Origin of the sequence: Nonomuraea sp. NPDC049637 (assembly GCF_040675235.1) — a bacterium.
In the GTDB taxonomy this organism is placed as follows: Bacteria; Actinomycetota; Actinomycetes; order Streptosporangiales; family Streptosporangiaceae; genus Nonomuraea.
The window spans coordinates 17,614-37,235 of record NZ_JBFAOM010000028.1 but is presented as its reverse complement, the minus strand read 5'-3'; the positions used below and the strand labels follow the sequence as shown (position 1 = coordinate 37,235).

Genomic DNA, 19,622 nt, shown 5'->3' with positions numbered 1-19,622 from the left:
ATGCGTCTGAACTTCCAGGTGGGCGACCTCGCGGCCACCCGGTTCGTGGTCTCGCCCCTGACCCACGCGATCTTCGCGGCCTTCAGCGTCCACCATCCCGACCTGACCGAGAAGGGCTCGGTCTGGCGGGACATCGCCAGGACCGTGCCGCGCCGGACGTTGCCGCTGCTCGACATCCTCAACCGCGGCGCCTCCCGCGTCACCCTGCACGAGGGGCTGGTCACCTCCGAGGTGGCCCCGCCGATCGAGACCGCGGCGCTCTCCGACGAGCTCGACGCGCTCGCCGCCCTGGACACCCCGCCCGAGGAGCGCGAGTTCGGCGGCGACCTGTGGCGCTTCAGCGGGGTGCCGGGACGGCCCGACCTGGACATGGATCCGGCGCGGTTCCGCCGGGCCCTGGCCGACAGCATGTACGTGCTCTTCCACCGTTTCCTCGCCCCGGAATGGCCCGGCATGCGCCGCCGGCTCGAAGCGCGCCTGGCCGCCTACCAGGAGACGGTGGCGCGGATCGGGCTCGGCTCCGCGCTCAGCACCCTCAGCCCGCGGCTGTCCTGGGACGGCGGCGGCATGGTCGTCGCGGGCGGGCCGCCGATCACCGTCGATCTCGGCGGACGCGGCCTGCTGCTGCATCCGATCTCCGGCGCCTCGCCCCGCTACCTGGGCATCGCGACCACCCGGGACCGGCGCAGCTCGGTGCTCACGGTCCCGATGCCCGACGGCGGCCGGCAGGTGCTGCCGTCACCGGCCTTCGACACGCTCGCCGCGCTGGTCGGGCGGGCGCGGGCGCGGGTGATGCGGGCCGTCGGCGGGCACGGCTGCCGTACGGACGAGCTGGCCGGGCGGCTCAGGATCAGCGCGTCCACCGCCTCCGAGCACGTCACCGTGCTGCGCAACGCCGGGCTGATCGCCACCCGCCGCAACGGCCGGGCCGTCCACCACCACCTGACCTCACTCGGCGCCCGCCTGCTGGAGGCCAACGGCTGACCCGGTACGCGGCGGCCGTCCGACCGCTGGAGGCGCTGGCCGACGTGCACCGGGAGGCCGAGCGCGGTCTCGTCCGCGGCAAGGTCACGCTGACGACGGGCCGCTGACCACGGCCGATCCTCCCGTCACACGGGCTCAGGTCCGGGAGGCGTCCGGGGAGAGGAAGTCGCGGACGAGACGGTCGTAACGGGCGCGGTCGACGTTCCACGCCTTCCCCGGTGCTCGCATGTATACAGAGTAAACTATGGCCGTTTACGCCGTATACATCCTCGGCTCAGGCCGTTCCGGCCAGGAGGTCCGAGAGCCGGTGCAGCCCGCGGGAGATGCGGGCCTTGACGGTGCCGATGGGCACGCGCAGGTGGTCGGCGATCTCCCGCTGGGTCAGGTCGGCGAAGTAGGCCAGCTCGATGGCCTGCCGCTGGGCGTCCGACAGTTCGGCGAGCGCGCGGTCGATCTGGTCGCGGTCGCCGAGCGCGTCGGACGCCGGCCGGGCGCGTCCGGGCAGATCGCCCGCCTCCTGCAGCGGCACGGTCAGCAACCGCCGCACCCGCAGATGGTCGACGGCGCGGCGGTGGGCGATGGCGAAGACCCACGCGGCCTGGCTGCGCCCGGGGTCGTACCGTCCGCGCGAGCGCCAGACGTCGGCGAAGACGACCTGCAGCAGGTCCTCCACCTCCTGGGCGGGTACGAACCGGCGCAGGTAGGCGCGCACGGAGGCAGCGTGCGTGCGGTAGCACTCGCCGAGCGCTTCCTCGTCACTGGTGTCCATGCGCCTGCCCCTCACCGCAAAAACCTATTCAAAACTTATTCATACCGAGGCGCGGCGGGCGGTCACAAGCTCATCGGGGGAAAGGGCGGCTCAAATCAAGGTCGACATGACGCATGCGACGGCGTCGGGCAGCGTCGACACCCTGACGACGCCCGCCGGGGCCCGGCCCTGCCAGCCGCGCCCGCCGATGACGATCCGGCAGGCCGGACGCACCTCGGGCAGGGCGGCGAGCGGAGCGGTGTCGCCGGTCTCCGCCCGCTGCGACCAGACGAACACGGCCGCGGGACCGAGCCGCCGCATCGCGTGCGCCAGCGCCGCGTAGGGGGTGCGGGCGCCGAGCACGCGGGTCTGCACGCCGCGTTCGGCGAGCGCGGCGGCCAGCGCGTGCACCGGAAGGCTGTGCTGCTCCTCCTCGGCACACGCCAGGACCACCGGCCGGTCCGGCCGGTCCGGCCGGTCGGACTGCGGCGGCACGTCGCCGGCGAGCCGGTGCAGCGCCGCCTGGAGGTGGCCGGACAGCAGGTGCTCGGCGTCGATGCCGGACCCGGTCGCGTCCTGGCCCCGGCAGACGGCGTCGAGCGCGGGCAGGAAGAGGTGCTCCCACGTCCACACCACGCCCTGCGCGGCCAGCGTCTCCTCGACCAGGGCGGCGACGGCGCGGCCGTCGAGCATGATCGCGGCGCGGGCCAGCGCGGCGACGACCTGCAGCCGCGCGGGCCGCCCGCCGGGAGGCTGCGGCGTCCGCAGGCCGCCGGAGGGGACGGGCGTCGTCCGGGCGCCGGACGGCGGCGCGGCAGGGGTGTCGGGCAGGGCGAGGGCGAGCCGGGCCGCCTCGGCCGGCACCAGACCGGTGGCGATCAGGCGTTTCATCTCGGCCAGCCGCCGCACGTCGGCGGCGCCGTAGCGGCGGTGGCCGCCGGGGCTGCGGCGGCTGGGGCCCAGGCCGTAGCGCAGGTTCCAGGTGCGCAGGGTCGGCGCGGGGATGCCGAGACGCCGGGAGACGGCTCCGATGCCGAATCCCGCGTCCTCGCTGACCGGTGTGTCCTCGTCCATGGTGTTCCCGCTGCCGCTCGACGTGTCCGACTATCTTTTCGCGCTTGCGGGGTGCTTGGGCGCATGGCTGGGCGCGTCCGGCTTGATCCCGTTGTCCGGTGACGTGCAACCGGGCGCGCTCCCGGCACGAAAGCAGTTCATAGCGACAGAAGGAGCTGCGTGCATGGACACGGTGACCTCGCAGGCCGGGCACGTGCGTGGGACGGCCGCCCGATGAGCCCGGTTGTCGTCGTCGGGGCCGGGCTGGGCGGGCTGGCCGCGGCCGTCCACCTGGCGGCCGCCGGGCGTCAGGTCACCGTGGTCGAGGCCCTCGACGAGCCCGGGGGCTGCTGCGGCACCGCCCGCCTCGGGCCGTTCCGCTTCGACACCGGACCCTCGGTGCTGACCATGCCGGGCGTGCTCGCGGAGGTGTTCGGCGCGGCCGGGCAGGAGCTGCGGCACTGGCTGCCGTTGCGCCGCCTGGACCCGTCGTACCGGATGGTCTTCGACGACGGGTCGCGGCTGGACGTCCTGCCCGAGCGCGAGGCGATGGCCGAGCAGGTGCGGACGGTGTGCGGGCCCGCCGAGGCGGCGCGCTACGACCGCTACCGGGCGCTGCTCGACGAGCTGTTCCGGGTGGAATGGCCGGCGTTCATCGACGCGGACGTGAGCCGGCTGCGCGCCCTGGCCCGGCCGGCCGCGCTGCTCCGGCTGGCCCGGCTGGGCGGCTTCCGCCGGCTGGACCGCCTGGCCGCCCGCCACCTGCGCGACCCCCGGCTGATCAAGGCCCACACCTTCCAGTCCCTCTACGTGGGGCTCGCGCCGCAGCGCGCGCTCGGCATCTACGCCGTCATCGCCCACATGGACACCGTCGGCGGCGTGTACTTCCCGCGGCGCGGCGGCATGCACGCCATCCCCTCGGCCATGGCGGCCCTGCTGGCGAAGCTGGGCGGCGACGTCCGCTACGGCGTCCGCGCCGACCAGGTCGAGACGGACTCCGACGGCGTCACCGGGGTGCTGCTGGCGGGCGGCGAGCGGCTCACGGCGCGGCAGGTGGTCGTGGCCTGCGACCGCCTGGCCGCCCGGCGGCTGCTGCCCGGCCCGGCGGCCGACTGGCGGCTGCGCCGCCCCCACCATTCCCCCTCCTGCCTGGTGCTGCACGTCGGCCTGGACCGTCCCCTCGACGGCCAGGCCCACCACACCCTGCACTTCGGGCGCGTCTGGGAGGAGACCTTCACGGCGCTGGCGGCCGGCCGTCCGCAACCCGATCCCAGCCTGCTGATCACCCATCCCGAACCGGACGGCGAGGCGGCGCCCCTCGGGCAGGCCACGCTCAGCGTCCTGGAACCCGCGCCCAACCTGCGGACCGCCGACTGGGACCGGTTGCGGCCGGAGCTGGAGGAGCGGCTGCTCGGCCGCCTGGCCGCGCTCGGCCACGGCGACCTTTCCGGCGCGCCCCGGCTGGTGCTCGACCCGCCCGCCTGGGCGGCGCGCGGGCACAGCGCGGGCACCCCGTTCGCGCTGGACCACCGCTTCACCCAGACGGCGTGGCTGCGGCCCTCGGCCGTCGCCCGGCGGGTGCCGGGACTGCACTTCGCCGGCATGTACACCGCGCCCGGCGTCGGGATCCCCCCGGTGCTGATCTCCGGCCGGCTCGCCGCCGAGCGCATCTTGAAGGAGGCCCGTTGACGCTCACCGCCAGCTACGAACGCTGCCGACAACTCCACGCCCGCTACGGCCGCTCCTACTACCTGGCCACCCGCCTGCTGCCGCAGTGGAAACGCCGGCACGTGCACGCCCTGTACGGCTTCGCCCGCTACGCCGACGAGATCGTCGACTCCTTCACCATGACCGGCGACCGCGCCCGCGCGCTCGACGACCTGGCCGCCAAGGTCGAGGCCGGGCTGGCCGGGGCGGCGACCGGCGATCCGATGCTGCCCGCGTTCCTGCACACCGTGCACTCCTTCGGCATCGAGCACGGCGACGTCCGCGCCTTCCTCGCCTCGATGCGCGCCGACCTGTCCGTGCGCCGGTACACGACCTACGACGACCTGCTGGGGTACATGTCGGGATCGGCCGCCGCGATCGGCACGATGATGCTGCCGGTGCTGGAGCCGGCGCCCGGCCACGAGGAGGCGGCCCGCGAGCCGGCCCGCCAGCTCGGGCTGGCCTTCCAGCTCACCAACTTCCTGCGCGACGTCGCCGAGGACTTCGCCCGCGGCCGCGTCTACCTGCCGATGGAGGACCTGGACAAGTTCGGCGTCGTGCCCGGCATGCTGGGCGAGCGGCGGACCCGGCGGGCGGTGCGCGACCTGCTGGCCTTCGAGGCCGGGCGGGCCCGCGAGCACTACCGGGCCGCCGGCGAGGGCATCGGCCTGCTCGTCGCCTCCTCGCGGCCGTGCGTGCGCGCCGCCTTCGAGCTGTACGGCGGCATCCTGGCCGAGATCGAGCGGCGCGGCTTCGACGTCCTGGCCGGTCGGGTTCGGGTACCGCGCCGCCGCAAGGCCGCCGTCTTCGCCCGGCACCTGCTGGCCTCCGCGGAGTCGGGCCGGGCCGAGCGGCGCGTCCGCGTGGAGCTGCCGTGACCGGCGCGGCCCCCGTGGTGCTGGACGCGATGGGCGGCGACCACGGGCCCGCCGAGGTGGTCGCGGGCGCGGTGCTGGCCTGCCGCGAGCACGGCGTGCCCGTCGTCCTGGCCGGCCCGGCGCCGCGGCTGGCCGAGGAGCTGCGGCGGCACGGCGCCGCGGACGAGATCGCGGTGGCCCACGCCGAGGACGCCGTGCCCATGACCGAGCGGGGAGCGGGCGCGACCGCGCTGGCCGCCTCCAGCCTGGCGATCGGCTGCGACCTGGTCGGACGGGGCGAGGGCGGGGCGCTGGTGTCGGCCGGGGCCACCGGCGCGGTGGTCGCCTGCGCGGTGCGCGGCATCGGCCGGGCTACCGGCGTGCTGCGGCCCGCCCTGGCCGTGGCGCTCCCGTCGCTGCCGGGCGGGGCGAGCGTGCTGGTGGACGCCGGCGCGATCACCGATCCCCGCCCCGCCATGCTGGCCCAGTTCGCGCTGCTCGGCGTGGGGTACGCGCGGGCCGTGCTCGGCGTGGCCGACCCGGTGGTGGGGCTGCTGTCGATCGCGGCGGAGCCGGGCAAGGGCAACCGGCTGGCCCGGGAGGCCGAAGAGCTGCTGAGCGCGCTGCCGGTGCGCTTCCACGGCCCCGTCGAGGGGCACGACGTCCTGGCCGGCACGGTGGACGTGATCGTCACCGACGGCTTCACCGGCAACGTCGTGCTCAAGAACGTCGAGGGCTGCGTGCGCACGGCGCTGACCATGGTGGCCGACGCCGGCATCGCCGCCCCCGACCGGCTCGCCGAGGTGGCGCGCCGCTACGACCCGCAGACGCACGGCGGCGCCGTCCTGCTCGGCCTGCGCGGCACCGTCGTGGTCGCGCACGGCTCCTCGCGGGCGGCCACGATCGCCCGCGCCTGCCTGGTGGCCCACACGCTGGCGGAGCGGGATCCGGCGGCCGGGATCGCGGCGGCAGCCGTCACGGCGGCGGGATGAGGGGGTCAGCTCAGCGGGTCGCGCCCGTCCCAGCGGCCCTCGCTGGCATAGGGGACGAAGCGGGCGAACAGCTCTTCGGCGTACCAGTCGCGGGCCCGTACCTGCTCGATGACCCGCCGGTGGGCCTGGCCCCGGTAGGCGAAGTCCCGTACGGCCCGCCGGTCCCGCCACAGCGAGAAGGTGGCCTGCCGGGCGAGTGGCCACTCCCCCATGCCGACCGAGGCCAGGCAGCCGTCCTGCCGCCCCAGCAGCTCCTCGACCGGCGGGACCGACCGGTAGAAGGCGACCAGCCGGCCGGGCCGGACGGAGGCCCTGGTGAGCACCGCCACCGGGCCGGGCCCGCCGTCGTCGCGGGCCGGCACGCCGCCGAACGGGTCACGCCCGCCCCACGCGCCGCGCGAGGCGACCGGGGCCAGCCGGGTCTGCCAGTACTCCGCGGCCTCCGTCCGCCAGCGGGCGGCGATCGGCGAGTCGCGCAGGAACTCCGCCAGGTCGCTCTCCCGCCGCCAGACGGCGAACAGGGCCCAGCGCCGCAGGTCGGCGCCCAGCGACATCGAGCGTCCCCGGCCGGTGCCGAGCAGCCGCCAGAAGAGCGGGCCGCCGGGGCGGCGCAGCAGCGGCCGGTCGAAGGCCATGTGCTTCATCGCCCCCCTGCCGCCGTACCGGACGAGGTGGAACGACGCGATGGTTGAGGTGCTCGGGTCGGTCGTCATCGGCTACCTGCTGGGGTCGGTGCCGGTCGCGGTCCTGACAGCGCGGGCGCACGGCGTCGATCCGCGCGACGTCGGGGACCGCAACCCGGGGTACTGGAACGTCAAGGAGCAGCTCGGGCGGTGGGCGGGCGTGCCGGTGTTCGCCGGAGACACGCTGAAGGGCGCTCTGGCCGCCCTGGTCGCGCTGGCGATCGGCGGCGGCCACACCGCCGCCTTCGGCGTGGTGTCGGGGGCGAGCGTGGCGCCGGTGTACCTGGCGGTGGCGGCGGCCATGGCGGGGCACGCGTGGCCGCTGTTCGCCGGCTTCCGGGGCGGCCGGTGCGTGCTCACCTTCGCCGGCGGGGTCGCGGTCATCTGCCCGCCGGCGTTCGGGCTGGCCGTGGCGGCGCTGACGCTGGCGGCGCTGGCGACGCGGTCGTTCGCGGCGGGCGCGCGCCTGGCGGTGTTCGGGGTGCCGCTGCTGCAGCTGCTGTTCATGCCGGCCGAGCTGGTGGCGGCCACCGGGGGGCTGATGTGCCTCATCGGGCTGCGTTTCGGGCAGGCCGCGCTGGCCGGCCGCCGCCGCTCGTCCCCCCGCTGACGCCGCCGCCGGCCTCGCCGTCGATGGCGAGCCCGGCGTCGCCGTAGGTGCGGCCACGCCAGCTGCGCACCGGCCGTACGGTGGCCTGCGTCAGGCGGACCGCGGCGGCCGGGTCCAGCAGCGGCGACAGCGGCAGGCTCGCCCCGGGCCGCCGGTAGCTGCCCCGCAACGCCGCCGTCAGGGACAGCCGCAGCCCCAGCAGCGCCAGGTCCAGGCCGGTCGGGCGGCCCGCGGCCAGCCGCAGCACGGGCAGCGCCATCGTCAGCCAGATGACCGCCAGGTCGGCCGCCTGCCGGCCGGGGCCGGTCACGTCGGCCAGCGGCAGCGAACGGCCCCACTCCCGCCACAACTCGCCCGCCGAGTCGTGCATGTCGACCTCCAGCAGGCCGCCGGCGTCCAGGAAGCCCACCGACCAGCCCTGTGCGGCCAGGCGGCGGGCCAGCGCCACGTCGTCGGTCATCCGGTCGCGGACGAGCCCGAAGCCGTCCGCCTCGGCCATCCGGGAGCGCCGGAAGGCCATGCACTGGCCGTTGGCGATCACCCGGTGCGGCGGCGGCGGGCTCGGCGGGCCGACGGGGCCGAAGCGGTAGACCAGCGTCGCCAGCATGGAGGCGTGCAGGGCCTGCTCCAGCGGGCCGTCGCAGACGAACCGGGGGCCCGCGCTGACCAGGTCGTAGCTGTCCAGGGCCGCGGCCAGCGCCCCGAACAGGCCGGGCGCGGGCCGGACGTCGGCGTCCAGCGTGACCACCACCCCGGCGCGAGCGGCGGCCACCCCCTGCCGCAGCGCCCACTGCTTGCCGACCCAGCCGGGCGGCAGCGGATCGGCGGTGACGACGGTGGCGCCCAGCGACGCCGCCAGCCTCGCCGTGCCGTCCCGGGAGCCGTCGTCCACGACGATCACCTCGCGGACGCCCGGGGCGGCCAGCGCGGCGCGCAGGCACGGGCCGATCCTGGCCTCCTCGTCACGGGCGGGGATCACCACGGAGACCGCCTCGCCCGCGACCGGACGGGCCCGCAGCGCGGGCAGCCGCCGCCGCCCCCGCGCCAGCCGGGCCACGACGACGGCCGCCGCCACGCCCTGCGCGACGCTCAGCGCCCTCATCGCGGACCGCCCGCGAGGTCCTGGGACACCAGGCCGGCGACGATGCGGGCGCCCAGCGTCACCATCGGCAGGCCCCCGCCGGGATGGGCCGAGCCGCCCACCAGGTACAGCCCGCGTCTCGGCCCCCGGTTGCCCGGGCGGGCGAAGGACGCCAGCCTGCCCCGGTAGGCGCTGCCGTAGATCGCGCCGCCCCAGGAGCCGTACCGGTCCCGCAGGTCCGCGGGGGTGAGGACGTCGACGAAGCGCAACCGGCCGGCCAGGTCGCAGCCGCGCCCGGCCAGCCGCTCCAGCACCAGGTCCCGGTACGCCTCGACGCCGATCCCCCACCGGGCCGGATCCCGGGCCGGCACGTTGACCAGCATCGTCCAGTTCTCCGCCCCGGCAGGGGCCTGGGAGGCGTCGTCCACCGCCGAGCAGCCGACGTAGACCGTCGGGTCGAGCGGCGGACGGCCCCGGTCGAAGATGTCGGCGAACTCGCGCTCGTAGTCGGCCGAGAACAGCACCGAATGGTGCGGCAGCCCCGGCGTGCGGCCCTCCACCCCGGCCAGCAGCAGGAAGGCCGAGGAGGAGGTGCCGAGCCGGGCGATCCGGCGCAGCCGCCGCCGGTCCGGCGACAGGCGGCCGTACAGGGCGGCGGCGTCGGTGCCGGCCACCACGACGTCGGCCCGCACCCTGCGCCCGCTCGCCAGCCGCACCCCGGTGACCTGGGACGCGTCGGCCTCGACGGCGGCGACGGGCTCGGACAGGAAGATCTCCACCCCGGCGGCCTTCAGCAGCAGCGTCAGGTCGTCGGCCAGGCGGGCCAGACCGCCGGGCGCGTACCAGACGCCCTGCCCGTGCTCCAGCGCCGGGACGCAGCCCAGCGCCGCCGGCGCCCGGTACGGGCTCGATCCGGCGTACGTGGCGTAGCGGCCGACGTACTGGCGGAGGCGGGGGTCACGGAAGTGGCGCCGGGCCAGCCCGGCCAGGGTGCGAGCGGGGGCCACCGCGGTCAGGTCCGACAGCCGCGGCCTTCCCTGGCGCCGGATCGGCGGCCCGGCGAACACGGTCCGCTCCGCCGCCCGCAGGCAGCCCTGCGCCCAGTGGTGGAAGGCCGTCCAGGCCCGGCCCTCGCCCGGCGCCAGCCGCTCGACCTCGGCGGCCATGCGCGCCGGGTCGCGGTGGGCGTCCAGGACGGTGCCGTCGGCGAAGCGGTACCGGCACAGCAGCGCGGGCTCGACCAGCTCGCGGTCCAGCCCGAGCTCGCGCAGCACGCGCGGCATGGTGAGCAGCGACGGGCCGAGGGAGAAGGTGAAACCGTCACGGCGATGCTCGGCCAGCTTGCCGCCCAGCCGCGGCAACTGCTCGTACAGCCGCACCTCGTGACCCTGGCGGGCCAGCAGCAGCGCGCACGCCATGCCGCCCATGCCGCCGCCGATCACCGTCACCTCGGCCATGACCGCCTCCATGCCGGCGCGGCGAACGCGCCCATCGTGATCCCTCCGGCGGCGGCGACCAGCAGGTCCGGCGGCTGGAACACCGCCGCGAAGCCCACCGTCTCCATCACCGCCATGACCGTGTAGAGCGCCAGCAGCCCGCGCGCCGGGGCGCCGGGGCGGACGATCCGCCCGACCACCACCATGACCAGCGCCGACACCAGCAGCCAGCCGGCGAAGTTGCTCAGCGGCACACCGCGGTAGAAGCCCTCCCGCGCCCAGGTCCACAGGCCGAGCCGGACCATCTGGGGGTCGAGGAACAGGTCCCACGCCGTCAGCGCGCCCGCGCCCGCGCACACCCGGGCCACCCCGCCGGACGGCACGAGAGCGACCGCCACCGCGTGGGCCGCCAGCCCCATGCCGCCCCACGCCAGCACCACCACCACGGGGACCCCGGCCACCTGCGGCCACAGCGCGTCGCTGTAGCCGTAGGAGCCGAACGGGAACCCGGTGAGCAGCCCCGCCAGCTCGGCCGCGTACCCGGTCAGCGCCGCCCCGGCGAAGGCGGCCGCCGCCCTGGCCGCGCCCCAGGCGTCCGCGGCGAAGGCCGCGGCGCACGCCGCCAGCAGCACGACGATCACCCCGGTGAGCCGCTCGGGCCGCGCGGCCAGCCCGGACGCCACCTGGCAGCCCATCATCGCCAGCACCGACAGTACGCCGAGCGCGCGGCCCGGCCGCAGCGCCGATCTCAGGGCCGATCTCAGGGCCGATCTCAGGGCCGCGCCCGTCGCCTGCCGGTCCGGTGTGCGTTCCACATACCTGTGTTTCGCACGTGCCGCCCGCGGGGTTGCACGGGCCGCGAGCCGGTACGGGATGAAGAGGATCTTTGTCGCGTTCCCCGCACGCGACGGGCGCCCGCTTTGAAATGCTGGGATCGTGAGCCGGCGGACGAAGACATGGTGGTTCTGGGCGGGCGTGGCGGCCGGGATGGTCATGCTGGCGGCCGCCGCGCTGCGGCTGTGGACGCTCTATCCCGGCGACGTCGACCCGGTCGGCGCCGGGCTGGGGCTGGCCGGGACGGGCATCGCCGCGATCTCCTGGTGGCAGGCGCAGCGGCTGGCCGACACCGACGTGCAGGCGGCCGCCACGCTGCTGGCCGGGCGGGTGCTGGCCGAGGAGCGGGCCCAGCGGGCACAGCTGCTGGGCGGCAAGGGCAGCGACGCCGTCATCGACGTCGGCTTCTCCTTCCACCCCACCGGCGGCGCCGTCTCCGCGCCGCCGGCCGGCAACCTGAAGCAGGTGGCCGCCTACTTCCGCGAGCTGGGCGGGCCGGGGCGGCTGGTGATCACCGGGGTGGCGGGCTCGGGCAAGACCGTCCTCGCCATCGAGCTGATCCTCCGGCTGCTCGACGGCCGGCGGCCCGAGGACCGCGTCCCGGTGCGGATCTCCGCGGCGAGCCTGGATCCCGACGTGCCGGTGCGGGACATGCTCGCCCGGCACCTGACCGCCGCGTACGGCCTGAAGCCGGTGACCGCGCGCACGCTCGTGGCGGCGGAGCGCATCCTGCCCGTCGTGGACGGGCTCGACGAGATGGACGAGACCGACGAGCCGGGCTACGGGTCGCGGGCCGCGCGGGCGCTGCGCGCCCTGGAGGACTACGAGCACGGGCTTGACCGCTGCAGCATGGTCCTGACCTGCCGCACCGACCAGTACGACGCCCTGGCCGCCGACCGGGCCGTCCCCCGCGGGATCGTCCGGGTCGACGTGGGGAAGGTGGCCGGCGACCAGGCGTGGCGTTTCATCCAGGCCGTCACCGACCAGGAGGACCCCGACCGCTGGCGGCCGGTCCTCGACGCGCTGACCCGCGACGGCCATGTCCTGGCCGAGGCGCTGAGCACGCCGTGGCGGCTGACCCTGGCGGTCAGCGTCTACGAGCAACGCGACCCGGTCACCGGGCGCTACGTGCGCTCGCCCGAGGCCCTCACGCGCTTCGCCGACCAGCGGTCCGCACGGGAGCATCTCCTCGGCCTGTTCATCCCCGCCCGCCTGGCCGCGGCGGACCCGGCGGGCAAGGGGCCGGACGCCGGGCGCACGCACGCCTACCTGGCCGTCCTGGCCGCTCATCTGCGTGCGAACACCGGCCGGCCGCCGCTCCACGGGCGCGTGTTGTCCGGCACGGACCTCGTGCTGCACCGGTTGTGGCCGCTGGCGGGCGACCGGGCGCGGTTCTTCGGCGCGCTGGTGGCGCTGGCGACCTGCCTTCCCGGGGTCGCCGCCGTCGTCGTCGCCGCCGTCGCGGTGTTCTCGCGGGTGAAGATCGTGGACGGCCGGATCTCGGGCGCGACGGTGATGGCCGTCGCCCTGCTCCTGCTGCCCGGCACGGTGGCGGTGCGCCTGCTGACCGAACCGGTCACGGCCTATCGGCAGGCGTGGTCCGCGGCGGACGAGGACGGCCTGCTCCGGTCCCGCGGCGGGCAGAGCCGCAGGCGGAGCGTCGTGGACGGCGTGCTGGCCGCCCTGTACGGCTGCCTGACGAGCGCGGCGGTCATCATGGAGTTCGGCGCCGCCCTGCCGCTGTGGGCGCCGATCGTCTTCGGCCTCCTGGTCGGCGTGGGGATGGCGAGCGGCAGAGACGTCCAGCGCGGATACGCCGGCTCCTGGGACGGCATCGACCCCAGGACGGTCATCCGCAACGACGTCGTCTCGACGCTCGTGGCCGCGCTCACCTTCGGCCCCGGATTCGGGTTCATGCTGGGCATCTGGTTCGTGAAGCTGCTGGCGGGGATCCCGGTCGTCGCGGCGGCCGCGGTGGGCGCGGTGTTCGGCATGTCCCTGGTGGCGTCCTGGTCGCCGCTGCTGGCCCGCCGCTACCTGGGGCTCCTGCTGGCCACGCGGGGCCGGCTGCCGTGGCGGCTGGGACGGTTCCTGCACGGCTGCTACGACGCCGGGCTGCTGCGGATCTCCGGGATCGCCTACCAGTTCCGGCACCGCGAGCTCCAGGACTACCTGGCCACGCACCCCCGTGCCGCCACGGCGTCCCCGGTCCCCTGCCTGGAGGGGGAGCCCTCATGACGACCTGTGCGAGCGCCACACGCCCACGATGAGCGCGAGCGCCGACGTCACGACGATCAGATCGAAGATCACCTGCACGATGACCACGGCCTTCGCCCCCTGGCCGAGGGGGACGACGTCGCCGTAGCCGACCGTGCCCAGGGTGATCACCGAGAAGTAGAGCGCGTCCACCCGGGTGCGCAGGCCGTGGAACTGCGCGGCCATCAGGAAGTACAGCGCCGCGAAGAAGACCACCACGACGGTGACGACGGTCAGCAGCATCGCCAGTTGTTCGGCCAGGGACCGTCCGGGCCGCAGCGCGCGCGCCACCTGCCGCCCCAGCAGCCAGGCCAGCGTGATCACCCCGGCCAGGCAGGCCAGGGCGCGCAGCTCGGGCGAGCCGTCCTGGAGTTTCTCGGTCGGCAGCGGCACGACGAAGTAGACGCCGGTGATCACGGCGGCCGCGGCCGCGCTCCGCACCCATGCCAGCACGCCGGCCGGAGAAGCACACATGAGAGGAACGTTCCTCGGACCGGCGGCCGCACCGCCGGAGATGCTCTTTCTTGAGGCTCTCCTTGCCCTCTTCGCAGACTGCCGAGGGCAGGACGCTCACATGGCAGACCTTCCCTTCCAGGACCGGGCGGACTTCGAGCAGGCCGATCGCGGCTTCGTCGCCAGGCTGACCCCCGGCGTGGTCAGGACGTCCGGGGGCGAGGTCGTCTGGGACAACGACGTCTACGACTTCCTGGCCGGCGACTGCCCGCCGACCGCCCATCCGAGCCTGTGGCGGCAGGCGCAACTGTGCGCCCGGCAGGGCCTGTACGAGGTGACCGACGGCATCTACCAGGTGCGCGGCCTGGACCTGTCGAACATGACCCTGGTCGAGGGCGACACCGGCGTCGTCGTCATCGACCCGCTGGTCTCCGCCGAGTGCGCCGCCGCCGCGCTCGGGCTCTACCGCGGCCATCGCGGCGACCGGCCGGTCACCGGGGTCGTCTACACCCACAGCCACGTCGACCACTTCGGCGGCGTGCGCGTCGTCTTCCAGCTCACGCCGGGCGCCGAGACCCCCGCCGAGATGAACTTCCTCTTCCCCGACCACCGCGCCCTGTGCCTGGCCGAGAACGCCACGCACAACCTGCACAACGTGCTCACCCTGCGCGGCGCGGTGGTCCGCGACGCCCGGGTGTGGGCCCGCTACCTGACCGAGGCCGTCGAGCTCTTCGCCGACCGGGCCGACGTCGCCTTCGCCTCCCACCACTGGCCCACCTGGGGCCGGGACGACATCGTCACCTTCCTGTCCCAGCAGCGCGACCTGTACGCCTACCTGCACGACCAGACCCTCCGCCTGCTCAACCAGGGCCTGACCGGCCCCGAGATCGCCGAGGTCATGCAGGTGCCGCCCGCGCTGGAGCAGGTCTGGCACACCCACGGCTACTACGGCTCGGTCAGCCACAACGTCAAGGCCGTCTACCAGCGCTACCTCGGCTGGTTCGACGGCAACCCCGCCCACCTGTGGGAACACCCGCCCGTCGAGCTGGCCCGCCGCTACGTCGAGTCGTTCGGCGGCACCTCGGCCGTGGTGGCCCTGGCCGGCCGCTACGTCGAGGAGGGCGACCTGGCGCAACTTCTACCTCACCGGCGCGGCCGAGCTGAAGGACGGCCCCTCCCCCGGCGCCACCGACACCACCTCGCCGGACGTGCTCGCCGCGCTGTCCAGCGAGCAGATCTTCGACTCCCTGGCCATCCGGGTGAACGGCCCGGGCGCCTGGAACGAGCGCTTCGCCATCGACTGGCACCTCACCGACCTGGACGAACGCCACCGGACCACGATGTCCAACGGACTTCGCCATCGTCACCGCCTGAGCTCACGGCGAACGGATGAGGCCCCGCTTCGAGGCCGCCGCGACGGCCGCCGTGCGGGAGTCCACGTCCAGCTTGGTGTAGATGTGCGCCAGGTGGGTCTTGACCGTGGTCTCGCTGAGGAACATCGCCTTGCTGATCTGCCGGTTCGACAGACCGGCGGCGACGTGCCCGAGCACCTCCAGCTCGCGCGGGCTGAGCGTGGCGTCGGGGGCCCTGACCCGGCCCAGCAGGCGGGCGGCCACGCTCGGTGCCAGGGCGCTGGCTCCCGCGGCGGCCGACCGGACGGCGGCGTGCAAGTCCTCCGACGGGGCGTCCTTGAGCAGGTAGCCGGTCGCGCCGGACTCGATGGCGGCCACGATGTCGGCGTCGGTGTCGAACGTCGTGAGCACCAGGACGCGGGGACCGTCCAGGGCCACGATCCGGCGGGTCGCCTCGCTGCCGTGCATGCCCGTCCCCAGTTGCAGGTCCATCAGCACGACGTCGGGGGCGAGCGCGGCGGCCAGCCGCACGCCCTCCTGCCCGGTGGCGGCCTCGCCGACCAGGTCGAAGTCGGGCTGCCCGGCGAGCATGGCGCGCAGGCCGGAGCGGACCACGGGATGGTCGTCCACCAGGACGATCCGGATCACGGCCCCTCCAGCGGCGGCAGCGGCAGGGTCGCGACGACGGCCGTGCCTTCGCCGGGGGCCGACTCCACGGTGAGGCTGCCGCCCAGGGCGCTCACCCGTTCGCGCATCGCGCGCAGGCCGAAGCCGGCCGAACGTCCGGGGTCGAACCCCCGGCCGTCGTCGTAGACGTCCAGCATGACCACGTCGTCCAGGTAGGTGAGGGTCACCCCGGCGTGGGCGGCGCCGGAGTGGCGGCTGACGTTGCCCAGGGCGCCCTGGGCGACGCGGAGCAGCGTCGCGTCGTAGTCGGCGGGCAGCGGCGCCGGGGTGCCGGACACCTCGAAGCGCGCCTGGATGGGCGTGCCCGCCACGGCGGAGTCGCCGGCCCTGCGCAGCGCGGCGGCCAGCGACGAGTGCCGCAGCGCCGCGGGGGCCAGGCCGCGGACGAAGTTCCTGGCCTCCTCCAGGTTCTCCTTGGCCGCGTCCGCCGCCTCGGCGATGCGGCGCTCGGCGGCCGGGAGGTCGTCGGCCAGGTCCCGCCGGGCCGCCCGCAGGAGCAGGATGATGCTGGACATGCCCTGTGCCAGGGTGTCGTGGATCTCTCTGGCCAGGCGTTCCCGCTCGGCCAGCCGGACGGCGTCGCCCTCCGCCTGGAGCAGTCTCCCCCGCGTGCGGACCAGGTCGTCGATCAGCAGGCGGCGCTGCTCGCTCTCGGCGTGCAGCGCTTTGTAGACCATCGCCATCAGGGTGGCCACCGCCGCCCCGATCGTCGGGCCGATGACCAGGGCGGCGGTCAGCCGGCCCTCGTGCCAGGCGGCGGCCAGCACGGCCGCGACGGTCAGCGCCGCCACGCCCGGCAGCGCGACCGCCAGGGGCAGCAGGTGCAGGTAGGCGAAGAAGAGCGGGAAGGCCAGCCAGACGAACTGCGGCGCGGCCAGGGCGAGCAGCGCCCACCCGGCCGTGGTCAGCACCAGCCAGATCCGGCCCAGCAGCAGGTGCGTCGGCCCGCCGAAGTGCGGCAGCCGCGCCTCGATCGTGATGCCCGCCGCGTAGAGGGCGCCGAGGAGCGCTCCGCCCAGCGTCGGCGCGAGCCGTCCGGTCCCGGCGACGCCGGCCAGCGCGATCGCCAGGAGGGTCGCGAACGTGCCGTGCACGGTCCAGCGCAGCAGGCGGAGGGCAGGCGGGAACGGATAGTCAGACATCTCTCACCAAGCGTATGCGACGGCCCTGCGCCACAAATCGTCCGAAAGAAGTATTACGGGCGGACCGCATGCACGATGCCCGGCCGGTCCGGCGGCGCGCACGCTGGAGGACGTCAACGTGACCTTCAACCGCAACGGGGGACGCGCCGTGTTCGTGGCGCTCAGAGACCTGCGCTTCGCGAAGGGACGGTTCGCTCTCATGGGCGCCGTCGTCTTCCTCATCACCCTCCTGGTGACCATGTTGTCCGGCCTGACCGCCGGGCTGGCGCGGGAGAACATCTCGGCCGTGGAGGGCCTGCCCGCCGGGCACCTCGTCTTCGCCGGCGGCGGGAAACCGTCCTTCGCCGACAGCCGCGTCAGCGACCGGACCTGGCAGGAGTGGCGGCGGGCGACCGGCGACGCCGCCGAGCGGCTGGGCGTGTCCATGTCGAGGCTCGGCTACGGCGACGACGGGAGCGCGGGGGTGGCGCTCTTCGGCGTCCAGCCGGGCGGCGTCCTCGCCCAGGGGCGGCCGGTGGACGACGGGAAGGTCGTCCTCTCCGCGGCGCTCGCCGCCGACACCGGGGTGGGCGCCGGGGACACGGTGCGGATCGCGGGCCGGGACTTCACCGTCTCCGGGGTCGGCGGCCAGGCGTCCTACAGCCACACGCCCGTCGTCTGGCTCGGCATCGGCGACTGGGAGCAGATGGGCCGCCAGGCCGGCGCCGACAGCGTGGCGACCGTCCTGGCGCTGCCCGCCGGCGGCGCCGGGCTGCCCTCCGGCGGCACGGCCGGCCTGGCCGCGGCCGACGCGCGGCTCGGCACCACGACGGTCCCGCTGTCGCAGGCGCCCGCCGCGATCGGCTCGTTCTCCTCCGAGAACGGATCGCTGCAGCTCATGCGCGGGTTCCTGTTCGCGATCTCGGCCCTGGTCATCGGGGCCTTCTTCACCGTCTGGACGATCCAGCGGCGCGGCGACGTCGCCGTGCTGAAGGCCCTGGGCGCGAGCTCGGGCTACCTGCTGCGGGACGCGCTCGCCCAGGCGGTCATCGTGCTGCTGGGCGGCGCGGGCGCGGGCGGTCTGCTCGGCGCGGGCCTCGGCGCGCTGGCCGAGGGCACGGTGCCGTTCGTGTTGTCGGCGGCCACCACCGTGGCGCCGGTGGCCGTGCTCATCGTCCTCGGAGCCGCCGGGGCCGCGCTGGCCATCCGCAAGATCACCTCTGTCGACCCGCTGACCGCCCTGGGAGCCTCCCGATGACACTCGAGCTGACCGACATCGTCCTGACCTATCCCGACGGCGACCGCACGCTGACCGCGCTCGACCACGTCAGCCTGGCCGTCGCGGCGGGCGAGTTCGCCGCGGTGGTCGGCCCGTCCGGCTCGGGCAAGTCGAGCCTGCTCGCCGTCGCCGCCACCCTGATCACGCCCGCCGCGGGCAGCGTGATCATCGCCGGGCAGGACGTCTCCGGAGCCGGCCAGGCGGCCCGCACCAGGGTCCGCCGCGACCACGTCGGCATCGTGTTCCAGCAGGCCAACCTGCTGCCCTCGCTCACCGCGCTGGACCAGCTGCTGGTGATGGCGCACCTGGCCGGCGAGTCCCCGCGCGCGGCCGGCCCGCGGGCGCGGGAACTGCTGCTGGCCGTCGATCTGGGCGGCAAGGAGCACAAACGCCCGCACCAGCTGTCCGGCGGCGAGCGCCAGCGCGTCAACATCGCCCGCGCCCTGATGAACTCCCCCGAGGTGCTGCTGGTGGACGAGCCCACCAGCGCGCTCGACCACCGCCGGGGCGAGCGGATCGTCGCCCTGCTGGCCGACCTCACCAGGAAGAACGACCTGGCCACCGTCATGGTCACGCACGACCTGGCCACCCTGGACCAGGTGGACACCGTCCTGACCATGGACGACGGCAGGCTCACCGACCGCGCCGCCACCCGGGTCGCCTGACCGCGCGCCGCGACCACGGGCCGGAGTCAGCCGCGGGGGGTGAACTGGTCGAGGTCGTAGATGCCGAGCGCCTTCTCGACGTCGGCCACCTGCGCGACCACGCCGGTGAAGCCGGCCGCGCCGAACCGGCGGTGCTCCTCGTCCTCGAACGTCTCGGCCAGGTCGGCGAACTCCTTGGGCGGGATGACGGCCCGCATGGCGGGAAAGACCACGGTGTCCTCGCGGGCCTCGTGCGGCTCGTACATGCGGACGAAGGCGGCCAGGTCGGCGGCCAGCCCACGGCGGGCGCTCTGAGGGACGGGCCGCGCGGTGGCGTCCAGGATGCGGCCGGTCAGGACGCGTCCGCGCCGGTGCTGCCGGATCAGCACGGGCACGACGTCGGTGAGCCTGCCCGCCCCGACCAGGCGCGGGAAGACGTAACGCTCTTCGAGCCGCTCGTGGTAGTCCTCGACGAACGTGCGGATGATCCCGGCGCCGGCGTGCAGGGGGCCTGCGGGCACCCGCTCCCCGGCGCCGATCCGCCGGACGCCCTCCCGGTAGACCAGCAGCACGCGCTTGAGGACGCCGTGCTCGCGCATGAGGTCCTCCGGCGGCGTGACCGGCGCCTCCCCGGCCTGTTCCGGGCCGCGGGCGGGGCCGGCCGTCGCGGCGCTGCGGGCGGGCTGCGCGGTGTCGCAGCCGGTCAGCAGCGCCGAGCCGCAGGCCAGGGCGACGGGCATGGCCAGCATCTGGCGACGGCGCACGCCCGCCGGCCCGCTGCCTGCTTCGTCCTTCATCGTCCGTTCCCGTTCCCGAGTCGCCCCTCCCGCGTGCCGCCCGCCGGG

Annotated in this window: 18 protein-coding genes and 1 pseudogene; 9 read left to right on the top strand and 10 right to left on the bottom strand. The window is 75.4% G+C overall.

What is annotated here, in order from left to right; translation table 11 throughout:
- Positions 1–984, top strand: coding sequence for a hypothetical protein (locus tag AB0J71_RS32045; RefSeq protein ID WP_364417497.1), 984 nt, complete (start codon positions 1–3; stop codon positions 982–984).
- Between the two features lie 274 nt (positions 985–1,258).
- Here the strand turns inward: AB0J71_RS32045 and AB0J71_RS32040 are convergent, their stop codons facing one another.
- Complete coding sequence (locus tag AB0J71_RS32040; RefSeq protein ID WP_364417495.1) at positions 1,259–1,753, bottom strand: sigma-70 family RNA polymerase sigma factor; 495 nt, start codon at positions 1,751–1,753, stop codon at positions 1,259–1,261.
- A gap of 90 nt (positions 1,754–1,843) precedes the next feature.
- Entirely contained in the window at positions 1,844–2,806 is a 963-nt protein-coding gene (locus tag AB0J71_RS32035) for a MerR family transcriptional regulator (protein WP_364417493.1), read from the bottom strand.
- Between the two features lie 213 nt (positions 2,807–3,019).
- Here AB0J71_RS32035 and crtI (AB0J71_RS32030) point away from each other — a divergent pair, with 213 nt between their 5' ends.
- The 3 genes from crtI (AB0J71_RS32030) to AB0J71_RS32020 are packed head-to-tail and all read left to right on the top strand — an operon-like array spanning position 3,020 to position 6,341.
- Complete coding sequence (gene crtI, locus AB0J71_RS32030) at positions 3,020–4,474, top strand: phytoene desaturase family protein (protein ID WP_364417491.1); 1,455 nt, start codon at positions 3,020–3,022, stop codon at positions 4,472–4,474.
- Positions 4,471–5,370 (top strand): phytoene/squalene synthase family protein, encoded by a 900-nt coding sequence (locus AB0J71_RS32025; RefSeq protein WP_364417490.1) that lies wholly within the window; start codon positions 4,471–4,473, stop codon positions 5,368–5,370. Before crtI (AB0J71_RS32030) ends, AB0J71_RS32025 begins: the two co-directional genes overlap by 4 nt.
- Entirely contained in the window at positions 5,367–6,341 is a 975-nt protein-coding gene (locus AB0J71_RS32020) for a phosphate acyltransferase PlsX (RefSeq protein WP_364417488.1), read from the top strand. Before AB0J71_RS32025 ends, AB0J71_RS32020 begins: the two co-directional genes overlap by 4 nt.
- 5 nt (positions 6,342–6,346) lie before the next feature.
- Here the strand turns inward: AB0J71_RS32020 and AB0J71_RS32015 are convergent, their stop codons facing one another.
- On the bottom strand, positions 6,347–7,054 hold the full coding sequence (locus tag AB0J71_RS32015) for a spheroidene monooxygenase (RefSeq protein ID WP_364417486.1): 708 nt from the start codon (positions 7,052–7,054) through the stop codon (positions 6,347–6,349).
- Here AB0J71_RS32015 and AB0J71_RS32010 point away from each other — a divergent pair.
- Positions 7,026–7,634 carry a glycerol-3-phosphate acyltransferase gene (locus AB0J71_RS32010; protein WP_352323712.1) on the top strand — a complete coding sequence of 203 codons (609 nt, stop codon included), beginning with the start codon at positions 7,026–7,028 and terminating at the stop codon, positions 7,632–7,634. The two genes, AB0J71_RS32015 and AB0J71_RS32010, sit on opposite strands and share 29 nt — an antisense overlap.
- Here AB0J71_RS32010 and AB0J71_RS32005 read toward each other — a convergent pair.
- Genes AB0J71_RS32005 through AB0J71_RS31995 form a run of 3 tightly spaced genes read right to left on the bottom strand, consistent with a single transcriptional unit; the run spans position 7,573 to position 10,966 of the window.
- Entirely contained in the window at positions 7,573–8,736 is a 1,164-nt protein-coding gene (locus tag AB0J71_RS32005) for a glycosyltransferase family 2 protein (protein WP_364417484.1), read from the bottom strand. The genes AB0J71_RS32010 and AB0J71_RS32005 overlap by 62 nt on opposite strands.
- Positions 8,733–10,172 (bottom strand): phytoene desaturase family protein, encoded by a 1,440-nt coding sequence (gene crtI, locus AB0J71_RS32000; RefSeq protein ID WP_352323714.1) that lies wholly within the window; start codon positions 10,170–10,172, stop codon positions 8,733–8,735. Before crtI (AB0J71_RS32000) ends, AB0J71_RS32005 begins: the two co-directional genes overlap by 4 nt.
- Entirely contained in the window at positions 10,160–10,966 is an 807-nt protein-coding gene (locus tag AB0J71_RS31995; protein ID WP_364417481.1) for a carotenoid biosynthesis protein, read from the bottom strand. Before AB0J71_RS31995 ends, crtI (AB0J71_RS32000) begins: the two co-directional genes overlap by 13 nt.
- Positions 10,967–11,087: 121 nt before the next feature.
- Between AB0J71_RS31995 and AB0J71_RS31990 the strand changes: the two genes are divergently transcribed.
- Positions 11,088–13,223 (top strand): NACHT domain-containing protein, encoded by a 2,136-nt coding sequence (locus tag AB0J71_RS31990; RefSeq protein ID WP_364417478.1) that lies wholly within the window; start codon positions 11,088–11,090, stop codon positions 13,221–13,223.
- On the opposite strand, the gene AB0J71_RS31985 is transcribed toward AB0J71_RS31990, so the two are convergent.
- Positions 13,218–13,715: a potassium channel family protein gene (locus tag AB0J71_RS31985; RefSeq protein WP_352323718.1), complete on the bottom strand. Its 498-nt coding sequence runs from the start codon at positions 13,713–13,715 to the stop codon at positions 13,218–13,220. The two genes, AB0J71_RS31990 and AB0J71_RS31985, sit on opposite strands and share 6 nt — an antisense overlap.
- Before the next feature lie 100 nt (positions 13,716–13,815).
- On the opposite strand from AB0J71_RS31985, the pseudogene AB0J71_RS31980 reads away from it, so the two are divergent.
- A pseudogene (locus tag AB0J71_RS31980) lies at positions 13,816–15,046 on the top strand (alkyl sulfatase dimerization domain-containing protein); the annotation flags it as partial.
- 24 nt (positions 15,047–15,070) lie between these two features.
- On the opposite strand, the gene AB0J71_RS31975 reads toward AB0J71_RS31980, so the two are convergent.
- Both AB0J71_RS31975 and AB0J71_RS31970 read right to left on the bottom strand, forming a co-directional pair.
- Positions 15,071–15,694, bottom strand: coding sequence for a response regulator transcription factor (locus tag AB0J71_RS31975; protein WP_352323735.1), 624 nt, complete (start codon positions 15,692–15,694; stop codon positions 15,071–15,073).
- Positions 15,691–16,875, bottom strand: coding sequence for a sensor histidine kinase (locus AB0J71_RS31970; protein WP_352323719.1), 1,185 nt, complete (start codon positions 16,873–16,875; stop codon positions 15,691–15,693). Before AB0J71_RS31970 ends, AB0J71_RS31975 begins: the two co-directional genes overlap by 4 nt.
- A 148-nt stretch (positions 16,876–17,023) precedes the next feature.
- On the opposite strand from AB0J71_RS31970, the gene AB0J71_RS31965 reads away from it, so the two are divergent.
- Together AB0J71_RS31965 and AB0J71_RS31960 are read left to right on the top strand one after the other, a co-directional pair.
- Positions 17,024–18,112: an ABC transporter permease gene (locus AB0J71_RS31965; protein ID WP_352323736.1), complete on the top strand. Its 1,089-nt coding sequence runs from the start codon at positions 17,024–17,026 to the stop codon at positions 18,110–18,112.
- Positions 18,109–18,798, top strand: coding sequence for an ABC transporter ATP-binding protein (locus AB0J71_RS31960; protein WP_364417476.1), 690 nt, complete (start codon positions 18,109–18,111; stop codon positions 18,796–18,798). Before AB0J71_RS31965 ends, AB0J71_RS31960 begins: the two co-directional genes overlap by 4 nt.
- Before the next feature lie 26 nt (positions 18,799–18,824).
- On the opposite strand, the gene AB0J71_RS31955 is transcribed toward AB0J71_RS31960, so the two are convergent.
- Positions 18,825–19,574: a hemerythrin domain-containing protein gene (locus tag AB0J71_RS31955; protein WP_364417473.1), complete on the bottom strand. Its 750-nt coding sequence runs from the start codon at positions 19,572–19,574 to the stop codon at positions 18,825–18,827.
- Positions 19,575–19,622: the final 48 nt, after the last annotated feature.

Coding starts and splice junctions, on each gene's coding strand:
- AB0J71_RS32035 (WP_364417493.1), bottom strand. CDS start 2,806: ATGGACGAGGACACACCGGTCAGCGAGGACGCGGGATTCGGCATCGGA.
- AB0J71_RS31955 (WP_364417473.1), bottom strand. CDS start 19,574: ATGAAGGACGAAGCAGGCAGCGGGCCGGCGGGCGTGCGCCGTCGCCAG.
- AB0J71_RS32010 (WP_352323712.1), top strand. CDS start 7,026: ATGGTTGAGGTGCTCGGGTCGGTCGTCATCGGCTACCTGCTGGGGTCG.
- crtI (WP_352323714.1), bottom strand. CDS start 10,172: ATGGCCGAGGTGACGGTGATCGGCGGCGGCATGGGCGGCATGGCGTGC.
- AB0J71_RS31970 (WP_352323719.1), bottom strand. CDS start 16,875: ATGTCTGACTATCCGTTCCCGCCTGCCCTCCGCCTGCTGCGCTGGACC.
- AB0J71_RS32045 (WP_364417497.1), top strand. CDS start 1: ATGCGTCTGAACTTCCAGGTGGGCGACCTCGCGGCCACCCGGTTCGTG.
- AB0J71_RS31985 (WP_352323718.1), bottom strand. CDS start 13,715: ATGTGTGCTTCTCCGGCCGGCGTGCTGGCATGGGTGCGGAGCGCGGCC.
- crtI (WP_364417491.1), top strand. CDS start 3,020: ATGAGCCCGGTTGTCGTCGTCGGGGCCGGGCTGGGCGGGCTGGCCGCG.
- AB0J71_RS31960 (WP_364417476.1), top strand. CDS start 18,109: ATGACACTCGAGCTGACCGACATCGTCCTGACCTATCCCGACGGCGAC.
- AB0J71_RS32015 (WP_364417486.1), bottom strand. CDS start 7,054: ATGACGACCGACCCGAGCACCTCAACCATCGCGTCGTTCCACCTCGTC.
- AB0J71_RS32040 (WP_364417495.1), bottom strand. CDS start 1,753: ATGGACACCAGTGACGAGGAAGCGCTCGGCGAGTGCTACCGCACGCAC.
- AB0J71_RS32005 (WP_364417484.1), bottom strand. CDS start 8,736: ATGAGGGCGCTGAGCGTCGCGCAGGGCGTGGCGGCGGCCGTCGTCGTG.